Origin of the sequence: Lentimicrobium sp. S6, from assembly GCF_013166635.1 — a bacterium.
In the GTDB taxonomy this organism is placed as follows: domain Bacteria; phylum Bacteroidota; class Bacteroidia; order Bacteroidales; family UBA12170; genus UBA12170.
In genome coordinates this window covers 112548-134724 of the sequence record NZ_JABKBZ010000006.1, presented here as the reverse complement: position 1 = coordinate 134724, position 22177 = coordinate 112548, and the positions used below count along the sequence as shown (strand labels likewise).

The following is a 22177-nucleotide window of genomic DNA, read 5'->3' as shown; positions in this document are numbered from 1 at the left end:
ACAGCCCAAATATCCCAGGCGACTCATTAGCTAAATTATCAAGGTATTGTACTTATGAGAAAAGGAAAAATCGATTAAATTTTGAGCAACAAATTGAAAGAGCTTTTTGCTTAAGTTAACGCTAATGCCTGTAAGGGCGGCTTAATCTTCCCATAGAAATTGTTCGTCATAACCTATTTCATACTCGTCAAGTAGCTCAAGATACTCTGTTTTAAAATCAACCTTTTTATGATGTTCTTTTTGGTTTAAGATATAGTTTTTGGTGTTATTAATTGCTGATGGACTTACGGAAAAAGCACCATGCCCACCTTGCCATTTGAAGTTTTTATAGTGTTCATGTTTGGTTTTTATCCATCTACTGCTGTGTATCTTTACTTCTTCAAATAGTTTTGCTAATGCCATGTTTTTCGATAAGATGCAAAGGATATGCACATGGTCTGGAACCCCATTTATGATGATTGGGATTGATATGTTGTCTTTTATTATCGAACCCATATACGCATATAGCTCTTCATCTTCTTCAGGTGTGATTTTTATGAAGTTGTTTTTTACATGGAATACCATATGAACAAAAATACAAGAGAGTGATTGCGACATTTTATTGTGTTTTTAGCGAGGTGATAAAGTTAAGAAGATTTTTTTAAGTCGATATTTCATGGGTTTGTGTTATGTTTTTACCTTAAACGATGTTATGTTCTTTTCAAAAGGGGCTTGCCAGATATAACTGATGCTATGTAGGATGTTGATTGGATTAAAGCACTCGGAATTTTTATCAATTAAATTCATCAAAAAATAACACCACAAATCCTCCATAATCGTATCTTTGCAGAGCCCTATTTTTGGGTGAACATTAGAGGATATTGATAACATACTCTAATACATTTAGATTAAATTATGGATTCACAAGTACACAATAAATCAGCACTCCATGTGCAAGCTGGTATTGAGAAACCAGCAACAGTAAATCCTCGTTTTGCCAGAGGAAAAAGAAAGAAACTTACTGAGCAGCCTGCCTCTTGGTTTTTAGAAGGAATCAGGAAAGGTGATAGAAGTATTTTAAGCCGTGCTATTACCTTGATAGAAAGTAATTTGCCAGCGCATCGTAAATTGGCTCAGGAGATTATAGAATTATGTTTGCCTTACTCTGGGAAGTCTTTCCGAATAGGAATTACCGGAGTTCCAGGCGTTGGAAAGTCTACATTTATTGAGGCTTTCGGTATGCATGTTACACAGGATCTGGATAAAAAGTTAGCCGTTTTGGCCATCGACCCCAGTAGTCAAAGAACTAAAGGTTCTATTTTGGGTGATAAAACCAGAATGGAAAAGCTCACCAATGATATTAATGCTTTTATTAGGCCATCCCCATCAGCAGGTTCGCTTGGAGGAGTCGCTCAAAAAACACGCGAGAGTATTATTTTATGTGAAGCCGCTGGATATGAAATTATTTTGGTGGAAACAGTGGGAGTGGGTCAAAGTGAGACAGCCGTTCATGGTATGGTCGACTTTTTTCTATTGCTGATGTTGTCAGGCGCTGGCGATGAGTTACAAGGGATTAAAAGAGGAATCATGGAAATGGCCGATGCCATCCTCATCAATAAGGCAGATGGTGATAATAAAAATAGAGCCGAACTCGCTCGTCGTCAATACGCCAATGCCCTTCATCTTTTCCCACCTACAGAATCGGGTTGGATACCTAAAACTCAGACTTGTTCCGCATATACCGGCGATGGTATTAGCGATGTTTGGACCATCATGGATAGCTATATTAATGAGACCAGAATAAATGGATATTTTGATTATAAGCGTAAAGAGCAAAAAAATTATATCTTGCAGGCTAGTATTGAGAATAACTTAAAACAAAATTTCTATAATAATGAAGAAGTGAAAAAGCTCTTTAAATCTATAGAAGAACGTATTTTAAGTGATGAAATTTCTGCCTATAAAGGAGCAGATAAATTATTGGAAACCTATTTTAAAAACATAGATTTTGGCTAAAGATAAGATTGAACTAAAAAAAGAAGAGAAGAAAATAAAAGCTCAAGAGAAGGCTGAAAAGCAAAAAAGAAGCGAAGCCTTTGAGCGATTAAAACCCCTTTTGTATTCCTTTGCTTTGTGGGGTGCTTTAATGGGAATAGTCTATATTCCTTTTGTTTACGATTTTATAATGAGTTTTTTAGTTGATTTTGTGGTTGATTCTACTGTAGCTTTAGGCAGCGTTTTGTTTATTCCCATTGAAACTTCCGGTAGTCCTTTAATAACAGTGGCAGGTTATACCATGAAAGTGATTTTTGAATGTACGGCCTATAATTTTTATCTCTTTGCCATAGCGTTAGTGGTTTTCGGAAAATGGTCACTTAAAGATAAGTTTCTGAATCTTATCATCTTTGTGGTCAGTATTTTCTTTTTAAATGCAGCCCGATTCATCATCATGGGCTATGTTGGAAAAGCTTGGCCTCATTTGTTTCACCAAATACATGATTATGTTTGGACCATCGTTTTTGGATTGGTGGTCTTCATTCTTTATATTTGGCGTAACGATAGAAGTATAGAATCATGATCAAGAAGATATCCATATTAATAAGTAGTACCATAGGACTGTATGCGCTTTGGTTATTAGGGTTGGAGAAGATTTATGCTCAAATATTAAAGTTTGGTGCTTCTTTCATCTTATCCCCTTTTTCTAATGTGACTCCTGTCTTAAAGCTCGATCAGGCCCATCCTGACTTTTGCGTGGCTGTGGGGCAAGATGGATATTGTATGGAGTTAGAGTTGTTTGGTTTATCCATCATTGTGATGTTGAGTTGGTATATCATGTTGGTGGCTTTGAATACTTCCAAGAAAATGCTTATTACAGCCCTTAAACATATTGGAATCTTCTATTTGCTTCAAATTTTAACCATGGCCACATTGGCTTTATACGATTTTGGAACCTTCTTTCAACAAGCCAATAGTGCCATGCGTCAGAGTTTTATCATTATCGCTTTGATATTTATTATTTGGGATAATTACTTGTATGGGGTATTTAGGTTTGGAAAAGAGTAGGGTAACAGAGTCACCTTACTAGGCGTCCCAAATGTTCTTGTAAATCCGGCACTTGATTTTTTATTGATAAATGCTTATATTTGATGTGCTTAAAAATTAACACCTCTCAAAATGAAAACGTTTCACACAATAATCAAGCAGATCTTGCTTCTGCAGATTTTGCTATGGGCCCCAGTTTTATCTGCCCAGCTTCCCTCAGTCAATATTTATTCCTTAGAAGGCCGCATGGTTAATGCGAGTAGTCTCAATAATGATAGCATGCCCATGGTTGTGGTATTCTTTAAAACCTATGAACAAAAATGTTGTCAACAGCTGGTTTCTATTTGTGAAAAGAAAGAGCAAGCCTTTTCTGATAAAGGCATCAAAGTGATTGGAATCTGTCTAGATTGCAATGGTGATATGGCTCGAATAAAGCCTTTTGTTTATGGTCATGATCTGCAAATAGATGTGTATGTAGATAAAAATGGTGATTTAAGGCGTGATATGGGAATTAATGCATTTCCCTACACCATTATTTACGATCACAATAAGGAATTGATATGTAAATATGCTGGTTACTGTGCCAATAGTGATGATTTGATTGGTGATAAACTCACAGAATGCCTAAAAAAAATCCCGTCAAATAAGTGATTCCCAGATTATAGCTGAATTATTTGATTGATTATTGGTAAAAGTCAATTGGATTCAATAGTATTAGTCGAGTAATATGGGATTTCTATTGGATTTTAACCAAAAGGCACTACTGTGGGCTTTTTAATTTATGTGTATTTTGTAAATTGCCCACTCAAATCAAAATCCTTTTTATGAAAAAAACAATCAAGACTTTGCTAATATTATCCATCACTACCTTATTTGCTGCATGTCAGCCTAATGTGGAGATTAATACGAATACATTGGACAAAGTAGATTTGACTTTTGATTCTATTAAAGCCATAGAATATGGGGCCGATGATTATGGAATGAAAAAATATGTGATGGCATTTTTAAAAAGAGGAACAAACCAAAGTCTTTCTAAAGATAGTTCCAATGCTTTACAGATGGCGCATATGCAAAATATAGATTTAATGGCGGAACAAGGAAGATTAGTTTTAGCTGGACCGTTTTTTGGTGATCAAGATTTAAGAGGAATCTATATTTTTAATGTGGAAAGTATAGAGGAAGCCAAAGAACTCACCAATACCGACCCTGCCATTGAGGCTGGAGTATTACAAATGGAATTGATGGAATGGTATGGTTCTGCTGCATTAATGGGTGTTAATGATGTGCACAATTCCTTGACAAAGAAATCTTTTACTGACTAGTTTCAAATAGTCAATGGGTTAAACTTGGCATATTTCTATAAAAGTCCTAATTTAGCAATCAATCTAATTAGCTAATTATGAAAAAAGCATTAATTGTAATTGTGGCTTTAGCTTTGTTGTTTTTTATGGGACCCAAAGTTGAACAACCAAGTGTAGATGGCAAAGTTCCTGAAGAGTTTGAGGAAGTTGATCTTGGATTATTAAATGAACAGATATCTAATTCTGAAAAAAATACTGATTTTATAAAACCTGATAATGAAAGTCGAATCATTTTTGCAGATTCTATTCCTGAAAAAACAGAATTTGTTCTTTTATATATCCATGGTTTTTCGGCTAGTCCCCATGAAGGTTATCCCTTAAATGAAGATTTTGCTCAGCGATATCATATGAATGCTTATTTCCCTCGTCTGCATGAGCATGGACTAGAAACTCCTCATAATTTATTGGATATGACACCAGATAAGCTTATTGAATCTTCAAAAGATGCACTCAAAGTAGCTCGTCAACTGGGTGATAAGGTGATATTAATGAGTACCTCAACTGGAGGGACCTTGTCTCTAATTTTGGCAGCTGATAATCCAGATATTGCGGGAGTTATTCTCTATTCACCGAATATTGAAATGGCGGAGGACATGACTAAAATGCTCACTTTCCCCTGGGGATTACAAATTGGGAAACTGGCTCAAGGTGAAATGATTGAATATCCTGATGATCCTCCTCTTGTTAGTAAATATTGGCAGTCGACTTATAGAGTGGAAGCAGTGGCCTATCTTCAAAGTTTGGTTGAAAATACAATGACTATTCGAACTTTTGAAAAGGTAACACAGCCCATATTTTTGGGATATTATTTTAAAGATGCAGAACATCAAGATGGTACTGTAAAAGTGAGTGCTATGCTCGATATGTATGAGCATTTGGGGACCCCTGAAAATCAGAAAATAAAGTATGCTTTTACAGAAGTAGGAGTACATCCTTTGGCAAGTGATATAAAATCAAAAGATATTGCCTCGGTGAAGCGTGAAACTTTTAAATTTGCAGAAGAGATATTACAGATCAACCCAAATTAAAAAATAAGAATATGAGTATACATATAAACGCCAAACCTGGCGATATTGCTGAATCTATTTTATTACCGGGCGATCCTTTGAGGGCAAAGTTTATTGCTGAGAATTTTTTAGAGGATGCCGTTCTTTATAATGAAGTGAGAGGAATGTTAGGTTATACAGGTTATTATAAAGGTAAACGAGTTTCTGTTCAGGGAACCGGAATGGGTTTACCTTCTATTTCCATTTATCTTAACGAGCTGATGCAGGAATATGGTGTTCAGAAGTTAATGCGTATTGGTACTTGTGGTGCCATTCACCCAGATATCAAACTTAAAGATGTGGTTTTAGGCCAAGCTTCTTCAACCGATAATGGTATGAATACCCATCGTTTTGGGGGAATGCATTTTGCACCAATAGCTGATTTTGGTTTACTCAACCAAGCTTATAATTATGCTAAAAGTAAAGGTATAGATGTGAAAGTGGGTAATATTTTGGCTTCAGATACTTTTTATAATGACGATTATGGAGTAGATCCCTATCAAAAATGGAGAGATTTTGGAGTAATGGTGGTAGAAATGGAATCTGCTGCCCTTTATACTTTAGCAGCAAAGTATGGCAGAAAAGCCTTAACCTTGCTAACGGTGAGTGATAGCTTGGTGACAGGAGAAAAATGTTCAGCTGAAGAACGACAATTGACTTTCACAGAAATGATGGAAATTGCATTAGAAATCGCATAAATAATAAATCGCCATGAATAAAACTGCATTAATTAGTGGAGCTACCGCCGGAATCGGAGAAGCTTGCGCTATAGAATTCGCTAAAAACTGTTATAACCTAATTCTTACGGGAAGAAGGATAGAAAGACTGGACGCCATCAAATCTAAGCTTGAAAAAGAGTATCATATTTCTGTATTAACTCTTAATTTTGACATTCGTGACCAAAAACAAGTGGAAAAAGCAATTGCCAGTATTCCAAATGATTTTAGAGAAATTGATGTGTTAGTAAATAATGCAGGATTAGCAGCGGGTATTAATCCAATTGATAAAGGAGTACTTTCCGATTGGGAGCAAATGATTGATACCAATATTAAAGGATTGCTCTATTTAAGTAAAGAAATTATTCCATTGTTTAAAGCCAGAGGAAAAGGCCATATCATTAACATTGGCTCCATAGCTGGAAAAATGGCTTACCCCAATGGGAATGTATATTGTGCCACCAAATCAGCAGTGAATGCTCTAACTGAAGGCATGAGGATCGATTTGTTACCCTATGGTATAAAGGTTACTCAAGTAGCTCCAGGGGCTGTAGAAACGGAATTTAGCATGGTGAGGTTGAAAACTGATGCTGAAACCGCTAGCAAAGTTTATAGTGGCTATCAACCCTTAGCGGCAGAGGATATAGCTAATGTTGTTTATTATACTGCGAGTTTACCCCCTCATGTGAATATAAATGATGTGCTAGTGATGCCATCAGCACAAGCTAATGCCTATATGTATCACAAAAAATAAAATATTCAATATTATTTCCTTTGAAATGTCTGATAAAGTTCTTACTTTTGAAAAGGAATCATTAAGATGAGCAAAATGGAAAACCAAAGAGAAACCTATGATTGGTCAGATAAAACAGTTTTAATAGCTGAGGATGTTGACGATAATTTTTTATTTTTAAAAACGTTTTTGCGTAAGACAAAAATTAATGTGCTTTGGGCAAAGGATGGCAAGGAGGCTATTGAGTTTTGTCAGAAGGATGATAATATAGATATAGTACTGATGGATATTCGAATGCCATTTATTGATGGCTATGAAGCCACTCGGAAAATTAAAGAATTCAAACCCGACCTGCCAATTATAGCACAAACGGCTTATGCTTTAAATTCAGACTACCAGAAGGTTTTTGATGCGGGTTGCGATGAATATATCACAAAACCCATTTTAGGAAAGATTTTGTTTCAGAAGATGGAGAAGTTTATTAAAAAATAGAGGATAGATATAAAGTAAAAAAAACGCTTCTTGAAGCGTTTTTTTTATGTCTTAAATTTTAATGTAAAATCTTAAATATCAACTCACGCAATATTTCACCACTGCTTAGATTTCCAGTGGCTCCCACACCCTTTGCCTTTAAATCGGCATCTTTTAAATAACCAATGATGGCAAAAAGTTTCATGGGTTGGTAGTTCCTAGCACATTGCTGATAGCGAAAAACTAATCCTGGGTGAATACCTAACCTTGAAGCGACACCTTTTGAGTCACTTTTGTTGGGAAGTTGGAATAAAACAAGCGACTTATAAAAGAAACTATGAAGTACAGGAATAACTCCATGAATGGAATGGTTTTTCTCATCACCTATGAAATACTGTACTATTTTATTACATTGGAGAATATCCTTTTCTGCAATAGCATTCTGCAATGCAAATACATTATACTCTTTACTGATTCCGGTGTTTTCTTCAATCACATCAGGAGTAATCAAATCACCTTTTTTAAGGCTTATGGTCAGTTTTTTGAGTTCATTGGTTATTTTGCTCAAATCATTACCAAGGTATTCTGCCAGTAAAGCACTTTCAGCCGGTTTAATTTTAAATGAATTTTTTTCAATATAACTTTGAATCCAGCTTGGGATTTTGTTCTCCCAAAGCTTTTTGGAATGGTAAGTGACTCCTTGTTTCTTAATGGCTTTGTACACTGTGGTTCTCTTGTCGAAATCCTTATGTTTATATGCTAAAACTAAAATTGTTGAGTCTGAAGGGTTTTTAAAGTAAGCTTCCAGCTCGTTTAATCCTTTTAAGTTTTGAGCTTCTTTCACTATCACTACTTGATGATTCGCTGACATGGGATAGCTTCTTACCAAATTAATCAAAGAGCTCACATTGGTATCTAGTCCATAAACCACTGTTTGATTGAACTCCCGCTCCATGGCATCCAACACATTCTCTTCAATAAAGCTCGTGATGGAATCTATAAAAAAGGCCTCCTCTCCTGATAATAAATACACAGGATAGTAAATCTTGTTTTGTAGATCTCTGAGGATGTCGTCGTATTGGAGTTCTGGCATATCTTTTAAATATCGAATCTAAGGTGTTTCACTGCTGTTCTATTATGTTTGATTTCCATCAAAGCTGCGATACCTATTTCTAAATGTTTCTCTGCGAAGTTTTCTGTTATTAATTTGTCACTTTTCGAGGTTTTAACCCCATCAGCAATCATGGGTTGATCGGAGATGAGTAAAAGAGCTCCCGTTGGTATTTCATTATGGAATCCAACAGTGAAGATGGTTGCAGTTTCCATTTCAATGGCCATGGCCCTAGTTTCTCTCAAATAATCTTTAAACTCGTTGTCATGCTCCCAGACTCTTCTATTGGTGGTATATACTGTGCCTGTCCAGTAGTCGAAACCTCGACTTCTAATGATACTCGAAATAGCTCTTTGTAAGCTAAATGCTGGTAAGGCAGGAACTTCAGGAGGCATATAATCATTACTAGTACCGTCTCCTCTAATAGCGGCAATAGGTAAAATGAAATCCCCTAATTTATTTTTCTTCTTTAGGCCCCCACATTTACCTAAAAACAAACAAGCTTTAGGTTCCACTGCACTAATTAAATCCATAATGGTAGCTGCATTTGGACTTCCCATACTAAAGTTAATGATGGTGATGTCCTCAGCGGTGGCCGAGGGCATGGCTAAATCTCTACTTGTAGGCTCAACTCCGTGTCTTTCAGCAAATAAATCTACATAATTTTGAAAATTAGTGAGCAGGATATACTTACCAAAGTCTTTCAGCTGTATTCCGGTATATCTTACCAACCAGTTACTGACAATTTGTTTTTTGGTTTTCATAGATGAAATTTCGCACAAATATAGGTAATTCTAGCTATTCTAGACTCCTCTTTTTAGCATATATTATTAACATTAGATTCAATTTTTTCAATTTAGAAACGCTATATTTTCTACTTTTACCAAAATTATAGTCATGAGTTTAAATCGCTTTAACCTTCCATCTAAAAAACTAAGACTTCGTCAGAACGAAGGAAAAGTGGAAGTGTTTGACGTACTTAGAAAAAAGTGGTTGATACTGACTCCTGAGGAAGAGGTTAGACAACTTTTTGTTCATTATATGATGGAAGAAAAGAAATATCCAGCTGGATTATTGGCTCTAGAATATAGTTTGAAAGTAAATTCCTTAAAACGACGTGCCGATGTGGTTGCTTTTAATCACTTTGGTCATCCATTGTTATTGGTAGAATGCAAGGCCCCATCAGTAAAAATAGATCAAAAGGTTTTTGATCAAATTGCACGGTATAATCTAAGTATGAAGGTGGACTACCTTATTGTTACTAATGGCTTAGAGCATTTCTGTTGCCAACTCGATTTTCAAAATCAGAAGTATTATTTTCTCCAGGATATTCCTTCTTATGACGAGATTGTTTAAATTCTGTTTACCAATGAGTGCTCTTAGTTTTCTATGACGGATATCAATGCGATAAAGTTCACTAATGTTAGAAATTTGCAAACATTTTATTCCGTTTTTTCCTTCGGAATATTCTACTTATTTTTGAAGTTTAAATTGAGATAAATGCTTTTTGCTGCTATAGATATAGGTTCCAATGCTGCCCGATTATTGTTTGCCAATGCTTACGATAAAGATGGAATAGTGAAATTAGATAAAGCTTCTCTTATCCGCATTCCAACACGATTAGGAGAGGATGTTTATAATGATGGTATTATTAGTAAAGAAAAGGCTAAATCTTTTATTAAAACAATGAAAGCTTTTAAGTTATTGATAGATGTATACCAGCCTATCGGATATATTGCTTGCGCCACAGCGGCCATGAGAGAATCTAAAAATAGTGAAGAGATTTTATCAAAGATTAAAAAAGAAACAGGTCTGAAAATCCAAATTATTGAAGGAAGACAAGAAGCAGAAATTTTAAGAAATACAAACCGAATCATTTTTCCAACACCTAAGCATTATGCTTTGTTTATGGATGTTGGAGGCGGAAGTGTAGAGTTGAGTATTGAAAGAGAAGGTAAGCTGTTGAAACAAAAATCTTTTAAGGTTGGAACATTGAGAATGCTCAACAACAAGGTGAAGAACAAAGTTTGGAGTGATATGAAAATGTGGTTGGAGGAGTACGATTCAAAATTCCATGATTTTCATATCGTAGGAACTGGTGGCAATATTAACCGGCTTTGTAAGTTGTATGGAAATAACGACAGACAAGAGTTGAATATTGGGAATTTAGAATTTGGTTATCAGCAGCTCAAAAATATGAGCATTGAAGACAGAATCTCTCATTATGGCTTTCGTCCTGATAGAGCCGATGTGATTGTACCTGCGGCATATATCTATCGATTTGTGATGAATACAGTTAAAGCCACTTCTATTTTTGTACCTCGCAAAGGATTGGCTGATGGATTGATTCTGAAACAATATAAAGAGTATAAACGATTGTAAATAAAAAGTATATAAAATGTCAGAAGTTAAAAATTATATTCAAGAGAATAAGGAAAGGTTTCTTGAAGAACTATTTGGATTAATTAGAATTCCATCTATCAGTTCCATAGCAGAAAACAAGCCAGAAATGTATAGAGCAGCTGAATATTGGAAAAAACTGCTTTTAGAAGCTGGTGTTGATAAAGCAGGAATCTTTGAGACAGATGGTAATCCTGTAACTTATGGAGAAAAGATTGTAGATCCTGCATTGCCTACAGTTATGGTTTATGGTCATATGGATGTCATGCCAGTTGATCCTCTAGAATTATGGGATTCTCCTCCTTTTGAGCCAGAAGTAAGAGATGGTCGAATCTGGGCTCGTGGAGCTAATGATGATAAAGGACAAGGATTCATGCATGCCAAAGCGTTTGAATATGTTCTAAAAAATGATCTTTTAAAAGTGAATGTAAAATTCATGATTGAAGGAGAAGAAGAAATAGGTTCTCCAAATTTACCAAAATGGTGTGAAGCGCATAAAGACATGTTGAAAGCCGACGTGATTTTGGTTTCTGATACCAGCATGATTAATCCACAAACCCCAACTATTACAACTGGTTTGCGTGGCTTAGCATATTGGGAAGTGGAGGTTACTGGACCAAATCAAGATCTACACTCAGGATTATTTGGTGGTGCTGTGGCTAATCCAATCAATGTATTGGCTAAAATGATTACTCATTTACAAGATGAAAATGGTAAAGTAACTGTTCCAGGTTTCTATGATGATGTAGAAGAGGTTTCTGCTGAAGAACGTGAATTATTAGGAAGAGCGCCATTTAATGCTGAAGAATACAAGAAAGCATTGGATGTTGACGAGTTAGCCGGTGAAGATGGTTTTACTACTTTAGAAAGAACAGGAATTCGCCCAAGCTTTGATGTTTGTGGAATCTGGGGTGGATATACAGGAGAAGGTGCTAAAACAGTACTTCCTTCTAAGGCCCATGCCAAAATTTCAACTCGTTTGGTTCCTAACCAAGATCATCAGAAAATCTCTAAATTATTTGGAGCGTATTTCGAAAGCATCGCTCCTAAGAGTGTGAAGGTAAAGGTGAATTACCTACATGGTGGTTATGGTTATGTTTGTCCAATCGACTTTGTAGCTTATCAAGCTGCTGAGAAAGCACTAATTGATGTATTTGGTCAGCGTCCTGTACCAGTTCGCTCAGGAGGATCTATTCCTATTATTTCTGATTTCGAAAAGATTTTAGGAATTAAATCTGTATTGATGGGCTTTGGTTTAGAATCAGATGCCATTCACTCACCAAACGAAAACTATGCTTTGGAGCAATTCTATAATGGCATTGAGTCTATTATCGGATTCTATAAGCACTATGCTGAAATGACAAAATAAGAATTGTCATTTTAAAGATACAGCACTCTTCAATAACTGGGGAGTGTTTTTTTTATGCCATCCCCTAAAGAATTTATTTTATTTTTGTAGGACTATCAAATATCACAACTAAAACGACTATGAAAACCAAGCCAATAGCTGGAAACCTAATTCTTTCCTTATTTTTACTAATCAGCACCACTATGTTCTCACAAAATCAAAACTTTCATATCTATTTATGCTTTGGTCAATCTAATATGGAAGGGTCAGCAGCTATAGAGGAGCAGGATAGGGTCGTCGACCCTCGGTTCAAAATGATGGCATCAATGGATTGTCCAAACTTAGAAAGAGGAAAAGGGAAATGGTATACGGCTAATCCTCCTCTGTCTCAATGTTATTCGGGGCTTTCTCCTGCTGATTATTTTGGTAGAACCATGGTTGAAGAGCTTCCTCAAGATATTTCTATTGGCATTATAAACGTAGCCATAGGAGGATGTGATATACGTTTGTTTGATAAGGATTTATATCAAAATTATACCCGAACATATCCTGAAGATTGGTTTATTGATAAGGTAAATGGGTATGAAGGGAATCCATATCAATGTTTGATTTCTTTGGCTAAAAAAGCGCAGAAAGATGGAGTGATAAAGGGGATTATTCTTCATCAAGGAGAAACCAATACTGGAGATGAGCAATGGCCGAATTATGTAAAAACTATTTATGAAAATATATTGTCTGATTTATCATTGAATGCCAAAGAAGTCCCATTATTGGCAGGAGAAGTGGTACATGAAGAACAGGGTGGGATTTGTGCTAGCATGAATCCTATCATCAATCAACTGCCTGATTTAATTCCTACAGCACATGTAATTTCCTCCAGAGGATGCTTAGTTCGTGAGGATAGTGTTCATTTTAATTCGGAGGGTGTGAGAGAACTAGGTAAACGATATGCTCAGGAAATGTTATCACTAGTTAAATAGTGGGAGTGTATAATCCAGTCAAAAGAATAGTGCTATATTTACTCACTTAAAACGTACAAAAATCATTTATGGAATTCATTGTCCTTATTATTCTACTAATCGCATTGATAATTTTCTTTAGACTCAGAAATAGCAAAAAATCAGAATGGAAGATTCCTCAAAAACCTTTTCCAACTCCTTGGAAGGTGATTTTAATGGAAAATGTAGCCTTTTATAATTCATTAAATAGCGAAGAAGAGAAGCTTTTTGAGTTTAAGATTCAAGAGTTTTTATTGAATGTGAGAATCACTGGTATTGAAACTAATGTTGATCAAAAAGATGAGATATTGATTGCGGCCAGTGCCATTATTCCAATTTTTCAATTCCCTGAATGGAAATATACCCGTCTATATGAGGTGCTGGTATATCCATCCTCTTTTAATGAAAAATTTGAAACCCAAAGAGAAGGAAGGAGTATTTTGGGGATGGTAGGAAGTGGATATATGGAGGGCAAAATGATTCTCTCTAAAAAAGCATTGCATCATGGGTTTAGTAATGCAAGTGATAAGAAAAATACTGCGGTCCATGAGTTTGTTCATCTGATAGATAAAACAGATGGAGTTATAGATGGTGTTCCGGAATTATTGCTCGATAAGCAATATGTTATCCCTTGGATTGATTTAATCAATAAAAAGATAGATGAGATATATGCCAATAAATCAGATATTAACCCCTATGGAGCCACCAATAGAAGTGAATTCTTTTCAGTGATTAGCGAATATTTCTTTGAACGACCCCAGCTATTAAAACGAAAACACCCTGAATTATATCAACTATTAGAGGAGGTTTTTAATCAAGATATGAGTGCGAGAGCCTTGGAAAAGGAGAAATTGAGTATTGGTAGAAACAGTCCTTGCCCTTGTAATAGTGGCAAGAAATTTAAAAAGTGCTGTGGTAGAAATCATTATTAAGTACAGATCAATAATTATTGCTTAATTTTGAATTTATAAACATATCCTCATTTCAATATGGAAATCAAAGAAGCCATCATCAGTCGAAAGTCGATAAGAAAATATACTGGAGAATCTCTTACCATTAAAGATAAGGAATTGCTTCTGTCTTATTTATCTCAGCCCAAAAATTTAATTGGACCTTTCGGAAATGTCATCAAAATCATATTCAAAGATTTAGATTTAAAAGATGAAAAGATAGCAACATATGGATTTGTGAAGAAAGCACCTTCTTTTTTAGTGACTATATGTAAGAGAAATCAAGAGAATCTATTGGATTTGGGTTTTGTAGTAGAAAATTTAATTCTCTTTCTACAGCAAAATAAGATCAGCACTTGTTGGTTAGGAGGTACTTTTCAAAGAAAAAAATTACAAGTTGAAGAAGAATTAGAGGAGGGTGATTTTATTCCCATTATCTCTCCAATAGGATACGCAGCTGAACAAGCTCATTTGTTTGGGAAAATCATTCGCAAAATGGCTAAAGCCGATAGCCGTTTAGATTTCGATTCTCTCTTTTTTCAAAATGATTTTCAAAGTCCTATAATATCTGAAAAGTGGAAGGAGTTATTGGAGTATGTGAGATTGGCACCTAGTGCATCTAACAAACAGCCATGGAGAATTGTAATTACTAAGGATGAAAAAGCTCATTTTTTCATAGCCAGAACTCCAAAATATGGCAGCTCATTAGGCTATGATATACAAATGGTGGATATGGGAATTGCACTCGCTCATTATGTTATTGTCAGTGGAAAAACTGAAATCATCATCCAAAATCCTAAAATTACTTTACCAAATAACAACTATTCTTATTTGTTTAGTGTGAAATAAATAGACCCTCATTAATATTTAGTGATTTCTAAGTCCTGAATATTCGTTACAAAGCCTTTCTGAACCAATGTAATGAAGAATTTTCTTTTAAAATGAAGCATGCATTGGACAATGTTGTCGAAAAATAATAAATTCTACACTTAGCTTACTATTTGAAAGGATATATTTAGTTTGAATTTTTAGTTTAAACACTATAACGTTTAAAAATCATTTCTTATCTTTGGTTCTCAAAACAAAATTATGGCAAACGACACTCAAGCGCTTCTCAAAACAGATGACCGTATAATGGCTGAAGATATTAAAAGTCTTTTAGAGGAATCTGAAATATATTCATTACTCCGATCTGATAATCCAGCCTCCTCCGTTATGACTGCATATGTTGGCAGTACCTACGAAGGAATTACCATTATCGTAAATACGGATGAATACGTGAAGGCCAAAGAAATTATTCAAAACAGTCCATATGTTGATGTTGTTTCATTATTTTAATATTTATCAAACATGAATTCAGCAATTCATCAAGAAGTCCCAGTAACTGAAGCACCAATTAAAATTTACTCTGAAAAAGTAATTTGGATGTTTTCCGTACTCTTTGCAACTATTTTCGGTGCTGTTTTACTTCTGCAAAATTTAATTAGTATTGGTAAAAAGAGGCTGGCATATTCTATTTTAGGAGCTTCTATTTTATATACCATCCTCACCATTTTTTTAGTGAATATACCAAAGGAACCAAAAGCTTCTTATGTTTTGATATTGAACATGGTTGGAGGGTTCATACTTGTGCATGTATTCCAAAAAAGGAACTTTATGGATGAAAGTATTTACCCAAAGAAGAAGTTTTGGCAGCCATTGATTATTTCTATCATGATCACCATTCCTTTTATTTTAGCTATGATTTATGCTTAATTGAAAAGGTATTTCAGTTTTAACTTTTTTCTCACAAACAATTTCATGATTTAAGCTTTTTTAATCTCTATTATTTTAGATTAAAATTAATTTTGCTGTTAAATCAAGAACATGTCAGAAATTACCAATTTTTACGAGAATCAACTCCGCAAATATACTGCACTAGCAGAAGAATATACCCAGAAAAACAGAAGGCTTTCTTTATTTCGAGTCCTCTGGTTCTTGCTTTGGGTTTTAGCTATTTTTATTTCTACTTCTTTTGATCTGGCTATTGTTTTTGCTACTATTATTATTGGATTGGCCACCTTTGTCATTTTAGTGACTTGGCATAATCGGATTCTGAAGCTAAAGAAAGCCTATGAATTATATAGAGATATCAATGACTATGAACTTAAGGCATTAAATAATGATTATTCAAATTTTGAGGATGGTGAAGAATATATAGACGAGAAACATTATTTCAGTTACGATTTAGATGTATTTGGCCCTTTCTCTTTGTTTCAGTATTTAAACAGAACTTATAGTCCTCAAGGGAAAACTGATTTAGCCAACAGATTAGGGGAGGGTTTTATTGAAAAACCAAAAATATTAGCACAACAAGTCGCTATAGGCGAATTGGCAAAGAGGCACGAGTGGATGCAAGAATTCCGAGTTTTAGGAGCTCAAACCACCGCAAGCCAAAAAAAGAAAGCCAGCCCGATTTCAAGTTTAAGTGAATGGGCGGTACGAAAAGGAATATTTAGTCATTGGGCTTTTAAAATAGTTGTTCCATTTATATCCCTTCTCAGCTTTTTTATGTTATACCTTTTGATAAATGGGCAATTGGGATTCAATACATTCATGTTGTATATGGTGGTTCCTCTTGGGTTTTCTGGTTATTTCGCCAAGCGAATCAATGCCAATCATATAGAGCTGGGAAAGCAATCCTCTGCTTTACAACAATGGAAGTCAGTTTTTGAATCTTTTGAAAAACAATTATTTGACTCTGACACATTAAAAGAACTTCAAGAAAATTTAAAACTTGAAAATGAAAGCGCTTCAATAGCTATTAAGAAATTGTCGAAATTATCACAAGCTTTCGATACCCGTTTGAATTTGTTTGGCTGGTTCATCCTCAACTTTTTTTCTGTTTGGGATGTATTGCAGAGTATCCGATTGGAAAATTGGCGACAAAAATATGGAACTTCAGTAGGGAAATGGTTTGCTGTTTTGGCAGAAATGGAAACTTTAGTATCTCTAGGAACATTTAACTATAATCATCCAGAATCTATTTTCCCAGAAATTATTGAGGAGGGTTTTGTTTTTGAAGCTGAAGAAGCAGCGCATCCATTACTTCCAAAAGATACTGGAGTTGCCAATGATATTAGTTTTCCGGGTTTAGGTCAGTTTAATATAGTTACCGGAGCAAATATGGCAGGAAAGAGTACCTATTTAAGAACGGTAGGCGCACAATTAATACTCTCTATGGCTGGTTCAGCAGTATGTGCGAAAAGGCTGAGAATCACTCCGATTCAAATGTTTACCAGCATCAGAACCAAAGATAGTTTAGCTCGTAATGAATCCTATTTCTATGCAGAATTACTTCGCTTGCAAGGGATTATAGAGGAGCTTAAATCAGGAATGCCATTATTTATCATCCTTGATGAGATATTAAAAGGCACCAATAGCAAAGACAAGGAAATGGGGAGTAAGGCTCTAGTGGCTCAGTTGATTGGCTTAAAAGCAGTTGGTTTGATTGCTACTCACGATCTTCAGCTAGGAACTTTAATTGATAGTTTCCCGGATTCCGTTCAAAACAAATGCTTCGAAGTAGACTTAGTAGATGGGAAATTGCATTTTGATTATAAATTAAGAGATGGGATTTCGCAAAACCTGAATGCCACTTTCTTGATGAAACAGATGGGAATAACTGGGATTTGAGGCTTAGGGCTTAGGGCAAAAAGCAAAGGGCTATAATGTTTTAGCTTTATTCCAATACACATCCATTTCGGTAAGACTCATATCTGAAATGTCTTTTCCATCTTTCTTGCTTTCACTTTCTAGGTATTTAAACCGCTTGATGAATTTTTTATTTGTACGTTCTAATGCATCTTCAGGATTGATATCCAAGAACCGAGCGTAGTTTATTAATGAAAACATCAAATCGCCAAATTCAGCTTCCATCTTGTCCTTCTCGTTTTCTTTTTCTGCTTCTGCTTTAAATTCTTGTAATTCCTCCTCTACTTTCTCCCAAACCTGCTCTGGTTTTTCCCAATCGAAGCCAACTCCTTTTACTTTCTCTTGAATGCGGTAGGCTTTAACTACTGCCGGTAAAGACTGAGGTACGCCATCAAGAACCGATTCACGACCTTCTTTTAATTTTAGTTTTTCCCAGTTCTGTTTTACAGTTTCGGCATCATTAGCTTTCACATCGCCATAAATATGAGGATGGCGAAATATTAACTTCTCACTAATTCCATTTAAAACATCGGCCATATCAAAAGAATGAGTCTCGCTTCCTATTTTGGCATAAAAAACCATATGCAGCATTAAATCGCCTAATTCTTTTTTTATTTCGGTCATGTCTTTATCCAAAATGGCATCTGATAATTCATATACTTCTTCAATGGTTAGATATCGGAGGCTTTCTAAAGTTTGTTTTTGGTCCCAAGGACAACCCGCTCTAAGCTCATCCATGATGGTTAATAGTCTTTCGAAGGCTTTTAATTTCTCCTGCATTATAGTTTTTTTGCAAAAGTAGTTTTTTAATTCGTTACAATAGAGTGCTTTTTATTACGTTGTCTTATTTTACAGAAAAAAGAGGAGGAGACATCTAATTTTCTTTTCTTTGCAAACTGAAAATACATCATGGGGATTCTTAAAAATAGTTGGATTTTATTTATATTGTTGTTGGTCGTTATAGTGCCAGTGCGAAGTCAATCCGCCTATTCTAAATTTAAAGTGAAATCCTTCAAACACAAAAAGTATAATAGCAATCTTCAGATTGAGCCCCGTTTCTATTATGGATTTCTTATCAATCATCACACCGAATTAGAACCTTTTAATTCTCATATTCCAGGTTTTGAAATCAGTTTGGTAAAAGATACCTATGGAAAGAAGGAATGGGAAAAGATTCATAATTATCCTATTATAGGAGTGAGCTTGTTTTATAGTACCTTATCTGACCATCCTGCAGTAGGCCAGGTTGTTGCGGTTTGTCCTTTTGTTTCCTTTCCTATTATCAGGCATAAAAATGATTATTTCGGATTTCGATTGGGAGTAGGTTTAGGCTATCTAACCAAAAAATTCGATCCGCTAACAAATTATAAGAATATTGCCATTGGTTCTCATGTAAATGTGGCTATTAATTTAATGTTAGAATATAGGAAGCAATTGAGTAAGTCAACTGCATTAACAGCTGGTTTTAGTTTGATTCACTTTAGTAATGGAAGTACCGCTACACCAAATTATGGTTTGAATCTTCCAATGCTTTCTGCAGGTGTAAGTCAGCGATTGAGTGAGCCAAATAGTAAGATTGCACAAAGAAAACCTAGCATACCTCCTTGGAGTTATAAGCCTAATAAAATATTTATATTTAATGTTTTAGCAGGGTATGCCACAAAAAATATGGGGGATGTTTTTGGAGAGCGTTTTGATGTTTATATGGCTTCAGTGAGTACTCTAAAATATTTTAATGACATTAGTGCTTTAGGTTTTTCATTTGATTTTAGTTATGACGGTAGTCATGAAGCCAAGCAAGAACAAGTAGGGATAATTAATCCTAGTTTCATCACCATTATGCGACCTGGAATTGCACCAACTTATGAATTTAGAATGTCAAGATTGATTATTGGAGTAGGTGTTGGATTTTATTGGGGCGGAAGAGAAAAATCGGAGGGTGATATTTATGAATCTATGACATTAAAAGTTTTGGCCTATAAAAATACTTTTGTAACTGTTAATTTAAGAGCTCATGGGGCTCGTGCTGCATTTGTTTCTTATGGTCTAGGTTACCGTTTACAATACGATTGGGGGAAGAGATAATGGAAAAGAGAAACGCATTAAGATTTCTGAAATGGATTAATATTTTTACCTTTTTTATATTATTGTTAGGGTTGAATTCTTGTAAGAAAGGAGACCCCACTGATTGTTTTAAAAGTACAGGTTCAGATATTACTCAGGAGCGTCCAGCTACCACTTTTGATAAAATTGTTTTAAGTGATAATGTGAATTTGGTTCTTACCCAAGGAAACGACTATTCTATCTCTGTACACGGCGGGAAAAATGTGCTAAAGAAAGTTAGGACAGATATAGATGATAGGGTGTTGAAAATTGAAAACAGAAACTCTTGCAATTGGATGAGGAATTTCGATAGAGAGATTACTGTTTATGCCAATTTTGAAACCATTAATGAAATAGAATATCGAGGAAGTGGAGATATTAGTTGTACCAATACTATTGTTCAAGATTCTTTAACTTTAAATATTTGGGAAGGTGCAGGAAAAGTGGAAATGGATGTTGAAATGTATAGGAACTTCATCTATTTTCATATAGGAACTGCAGATGTGTATTATAAAGGTAATACACATTTAAGTTATGTTACTGGCTCTAGTTTTGGACCTATCTATGCACAGAATCTAAGATCTACTTTTACCTATATTGCCAATCATGGTTCTAATAACTGTTATGTTCAAGCAAATCTACGTATTGAAGCTACTATTTCTAGTCTTGGGAATATTTATTATTGGGGAGATGCTGAAGAATTGGTTGATAAAACTGGTAGTGGCATTTTAATCAAGATGGATTAAAGAATTTTCTATTTTTACATATGGGTTTGGTCAAAAAACATAGCACTTCATTTCTATTATTCATCATCAGTATTATTCTGGTCTTTTCTGCCGCTAATGTAAAGTGGGGAGGCGAAAGATGGCATTCTATTATTCGCGACGATGGAAAGGGATATTATGCATATTTACCTGCTATATTCATCTATCAGGATTTATCTTTTGGATTCTACGATAAAATTGAAAACGAGAAGTATTTTATTCCGCAATTGGTCTTCGATTATAGAAATGAATACCAAGGTAGTATAGTAAATAAATATTATGTAGGTACTGCCATAGCCGAACTGCCCTTTTTTTTGATGGCTCATGCTCTAAGTGAACCCATGGGATATGATAGCGATGGATATTCAAAGATTTATTATGTATTTGTCAATATCGCAGGATTGTTTTATATGGTGCTTGGTTTGTATTTATTATGGAAGATCCTCCTTTTGTATCAGATTAAAAAATCAAATATCAATATTGTTCTGCTCTCTATTGGATTAGGAACACATCTGTTTTATTACGCCGCTTTCGAGCCTTGTATGTCGCATGTGTATTCCTTTGCTGCTGTAAATGCTTTTGTATTATGGAGCAAGAAATGTTTTATTGAAGCTAAGAGCAAATATCTCATTATAGCTGCTCTTATGTTCGGGATGATAGTTCTGATTCGGCCTGTAAATGGTTTGGTTATATTGGCTTTACCATTTGTTTCTGGCTCTTTCCCTGTTTTTAAACAAAGACTTCAAGAACTATTCACAAAAAAATATCTTGCAACTATTGGAGCTCTTTTGAGTGTTTTTGGAGTGTTGTTTATTCAAGGCATAATATATTATCTACAAACTGGCCACTTTATTATTTATTCATATGGAACTGACCATTTTGATTTTCTTGATTCTCATATGATAGATATTTTATTCAGTTATAAAAAAGGACTATTTCTTTATACTCCGATATGCCTTTTGGCTTGCTTTGGAAGCTATTATTTATTTCTAAAGAATAAGTTTCATTTTTTTAGTTTACTCGCATTTTTTCTAGTTTTGACATACGTGCTAGCCAGTTGGTGGAGTTGGTGGTATGGTGGAAGTTTCTCATCAAGAGTCTATGTGGAGTATCTTTTTGTCTTTGCCATCCTCTTGGCTTTTGCTTTGGAACATATTACCATTAAAAAGTGGCGCAACTTATTTATGGCGAGTTTGTTCTTTTTAATATTATTTAATCAGAAACAGACCTATCTTTATCGTATTGGTCATATTCATTTTGTAGATATGGATAAGGAATGGTATTGGAACTCTATTATTGATCCTCTAAAGCTTAAATAGTACTCCCCAAAGTGCATAAGGTTTTTTATATCTTCATCATCGCTTGTTAATTAACTCATAAATACCCTGCATATATATCATTTGCTAATAATAAGATCGATTTTACAGTACTTTTGTATAGTGCAATAAAACAGGGTCGTAGC

At 34.9% G+C, this 22177-nt stretch carries 25 protein-coding genes; 21 read left to right on the top strand and 4 right to left on the bottom strand.

Features of this window, described 5'->3' with window-relative positions; genetic code table 11:
* Window positions 1-141: 141 nt before the first annotated feature.
* Window positions 142-597: a transposase gene (locus HNS40_RS04300; RefSeq protein ID WP_172278039.1), complete on the bottom strand. Its 456-nt coding sequence runs from the start codon at window positions 595-597 to the stop codon at window positions 142-144.
* Window positions 598-894: 297 nt separating this feature from the next.
* On the opposite strand from HNS40_RS04300, the gene meaB reads away from it, so the two are divergent.
* From meaB to HNS40_RS04255, 9 genes are all read left to right on the top strand, one after another.
* Window positions 895-1995, top strand: coding sequence for a methylmalonyl Co-A mutase-associated GTPase MeaB (gene meaB, locus HNS40_RS04295; RefSeq protein ID WP_172278037.1), 1101 nt, complete (start codon window positions 895-897; stop codon window positions 1993-1995).
* Window positions 1988-2557, top strand: coding sequence for an exosortase/archaeosortase family protein (locus tag HNS40_RS04290; protein ID WP_172278035.1), 570 nt, complete (start codon window positions 1988-1990; stop codon window positions 2555-2557). Before meaB ends, HNS40_RS04290 begins: the two co-directional genes overlap by 8 nt.
* Window positions 2554-3042 (top strand): hypothetical protein, encoded by a 489-nt coding sequence (locus HNS40_RS04285; protein ID WP_172278034.1) that lies wholly within the window; start codon window positions 2554-2556, stop codon window positions 3040-3042. The genes HNS40_RS04290 and HNS40_RS04285 overlap by 4 nt, the downstream gene beginning before the upstream one ends.
* 111 nt (window positions 3043-3153) lie before the next feature.
* Window positions 3154-3672 (top strand): redoxin domain-containing protein, encoded by a 519-nt coding sequence (locus HNS40_RS04280; protein WP_172278032.1) that lies wholly within the window; start codon window positions 3154-3156, stop codon window positions 3670-3672.
* Between the two features lie 173 nt (window positions 3673-3845).
* On the top strand, window positions 3846-4343 hold the full coding sequence (locus tag HNS40_RS04275) for a YciI family protein (protein WP_172278030.1): 498 nt from the start codon (window positions 3846-3848) through the stop codon (window positions 4341-4343).
* A 77-nt stretch (window positions 4344-4420) separates the two neighbouring features.
* The gene (locus HNS40_RS04270; RefSeq protein WP_172278028.1) at window positions 4421-5410 is read left to right on the top strand and encodes a carboxylesterase; all 990 of its coding nucleotides are present in this window, start codon (window positions 4421-4423) and stop codon (window positions 5408-5410) included.
* Between the two features lie 11 nt (window positions 5411-5421).
* Window positions 5422-6126 (top strand): purine-nucleoside phosphorylase, encoded by a 705-nt coding sequence (deoD, locus tag HNS40_RS04265; RefSeq protein WP_172278026.1) that lies wholly within the window; start codon window positions 5422-5424, stop codon window positions 6124-6126.
* A 13-nt stretch (window positions 6127-6139) separates the two neighbouring features.
* Entirely contained in the window at window positions 6140-6898 is a 759-nt protein-coding gene (locus HNS40_RS04260) for an SDR family NAD(P)-dependent oxidoreductase (RefSeq protein WP_172278024.1), read from the top strand.
* A 75-nt stretch (window positions 6899-6973) separates the two neighbouring features.
* On the top strand, window positions 6974-7369 hold the full coding sequence (locus HNS40_RS04255) for a response regulator (protein ID WP_172278021.1): 396 nt from the start codon (window positions 6974-6976) through the stop codon (window positions 7367-7369).
* A 58-nt stretch (window positions 7370-7427) separates the two neighbouring features.
* Here the strand turns inward: HNS40_RS04255 and holA are convergent, their stop codons facing one another.
* Together holA and HNS40_RS04245 are read right to left on the bottom strand one after the other, a co-directional pair.
* Window positions 7428-8441, bottom strand: coding sequence for a DNA polymerase III subunit delta (holA, locus tag HNS40_RS04250; protein WP_172278019.1), 1014 nt, complete (start codon window positions 8439-8441; stop codon window positions 7428-7430).
* A gap of 5 nt (window positions 8442-8446) precedes the next feature.
* On the bottom strand, window positions 8447-9223 hold the full coding sequence (locus HNS40_RS04245; protein ID WP_172278017.1) for an AMP nucleosidase: 777 nt from the start codon (window positions 9221-9223) through the stop codon (window positions 8447-8449).
* A 133-nt stretch (window positions 9224-9356) separates the two neighbouring features.
* On the opposite strand from HNS40_RS04245, the gene HNS40_RS04240 reads away from it, so the two are divergent.
* From HNS40_RS04240 to HNS40_RS04200, 9 genes are all read left to right on the top strand, one after another.
* The gene (locus tag HNS40_RS04240; protein WP_172278015.1) at window positions 9357-9815 is read left to right on the top strand and encodes a type I restriction enzyme HsdR N-terminal domain-containing protein; all 459 of its coding nucleotides are present in this window, start codon (window positions 9357-9359) and stop codon (window positions 9813-9815) included.
* A 144-nt stretch (window positions 9816-9959) separates the two neighbouring features.
* Window positions 9960-10841 (top strand): exopolyphosphatase, encoded by an 882-nt coding sequence (locus tag HNS40_RS04235; RefSeq protein ID WP_172278013.1) that lies wholly within the window; start codon window positions 9960-9962, stop codon window positions 10839-10841.
* Between the two features lie 16 nt (window positions 10842-10857).
* Window positions 10858-12228 (top strand): dipeptidase, encoded by a 1371-nt coding sequence (locus HNS40_RS04230; protein ID WP_172278011.1) that lies wholly within the window; start codon window positions 10858-10860, stop codon window positions 12226-12228.
* A gap of 119 nt (window positions 12229-12347) precedes the next feature.
* Window positions 12348-13187 (top strand): sialate O-acetylesterase, encoded by an 840-nt coding sequence (locus tag HNS40_RS04225; protein ID WP_172278009.1) that lies wholly within the window; start codon window positions 12348-12350, stop codon window positions 13185-13187.
* 68 nt (window positions 13188-13255) lie between these two features.
* Window positions 13256-14137 carry a M90 family metallopeptidase gene (locus HNS40_RS04220; RefSeq protein ID WP_172278007.1) on the top strand — a complete coding sequence of 294 codons (882 nt, stop codon included), beginning with the start codon at window positions 13256-13258 and terminating at the stop codon, window positions 14135-14137.
* Between the two features lie 57 nt (window positions 14138-14194).
* Window positions 14195-15004 (top strand): nitroreductase family protein, encoded by an 810-nt coding sequence (locus HNS40_RS04215; RefSeq protein ID WP_172278005.1) that lies wholly within the window; start codon window positions 14195-14197, stop codon window positions 15002-15004.
* Between the two features lie 240 nt (window positions 15005-15244).
* A complete protein-coding gene (locus tag HNS40_RS04210; RefSeq protein ID WP_172278003.1) occupies window positions 15245-15493 on the top strand; it encodes a putative signal transducing protein in 249 nt (82 codons plus the stop codon).
* Between the two features lie 12 nt (window positions 15494-15505).
* Window positions 15506-15910 (top strand): hypothetical protein, encoded by a 405-nt coding sequence (locus HNS40_RS04205; protein WP_172278001.1) that lies wholly within the window; start codon window positions 15506-15508, stop codon window positions 15908-15910.
* Between the two features lie 111 nt (window positions 15911-16021).
* The gene (locus HNS40_RS04200; RefSeq protein WP_172277999.1) at window positions 16022-17830 is read left to right on the top strand and encodes a hypothetical protein; all 1809 of its coding nucleotides are present in this window, start codon (window positions 16022-16024) and stop codon (window positions 17828-17830) included.
* 30 nt (window positions 17831-17860) lie between these two features.
* Here the strand turns inward: HNS40_RS04200 and mazG are convergent, their stop codons facing one another.
* Window positions 17861-18628, bottom strand: a complete 768-nt coding sequence (mazG, locus tag HNS40_RS04195; RefSeq protein ID WP_172277997.1) for a nucleoside triphosphate pyrophosphohydrolase — start codon at window positions 18626-18628, stop codon at window positions 17861-17863.
* A gap of 129 nt (window positions 18629-18757) precedes the next feature.
* On the opposite strand from mazG, the gene HNS40_RS04190 reads away from it, so the two are divergent.
* The 3 genes from HNS40_RS04190 to HNS40_RS04180 are packed head-to-tail and all read left to right on the top strand — an operon-like array spanning window position 18758 to window position 22034.
* The gene (locus HNS40_RS04190; RefSeq protein ID WP_172277995.1) at window positions 18758-19933 is read left to right on the top strand and encodes an acyloxyacyl hydrolase; all 1176 of its coding nucleotides are present in this window, start codon (window positions 18758-18760) and stop codon (window positions 19931-19933) included.
* Window positions 19933-20697, top strand: coding sequence for a GIN domain-containing protein (locus tag HNS40_RS04185; protein ID WP_172277993.1), 765 nt, complete (start codon window positions 19933-19935; stop codon window positions 20695-20697). Before HNS40_RS04190 ends, HNS40_RS04185 begins: the two co-directional genes overlap by 1 nt.
* A gap of 26 nt (window positions 20698-20723) precedes the next feature.
* On the top strand, window positions 20724-22034 hold the full coding sequence (locus HNS40_RS04180) for a hypothetical protein (protein WP_172277991.1): 1311 nt from the start codon (window positions 20724-20726) through the stop codon (window positions 22032-22034).
* Window positions 22035-22177 lie beyond the last annotated feature (143 nt).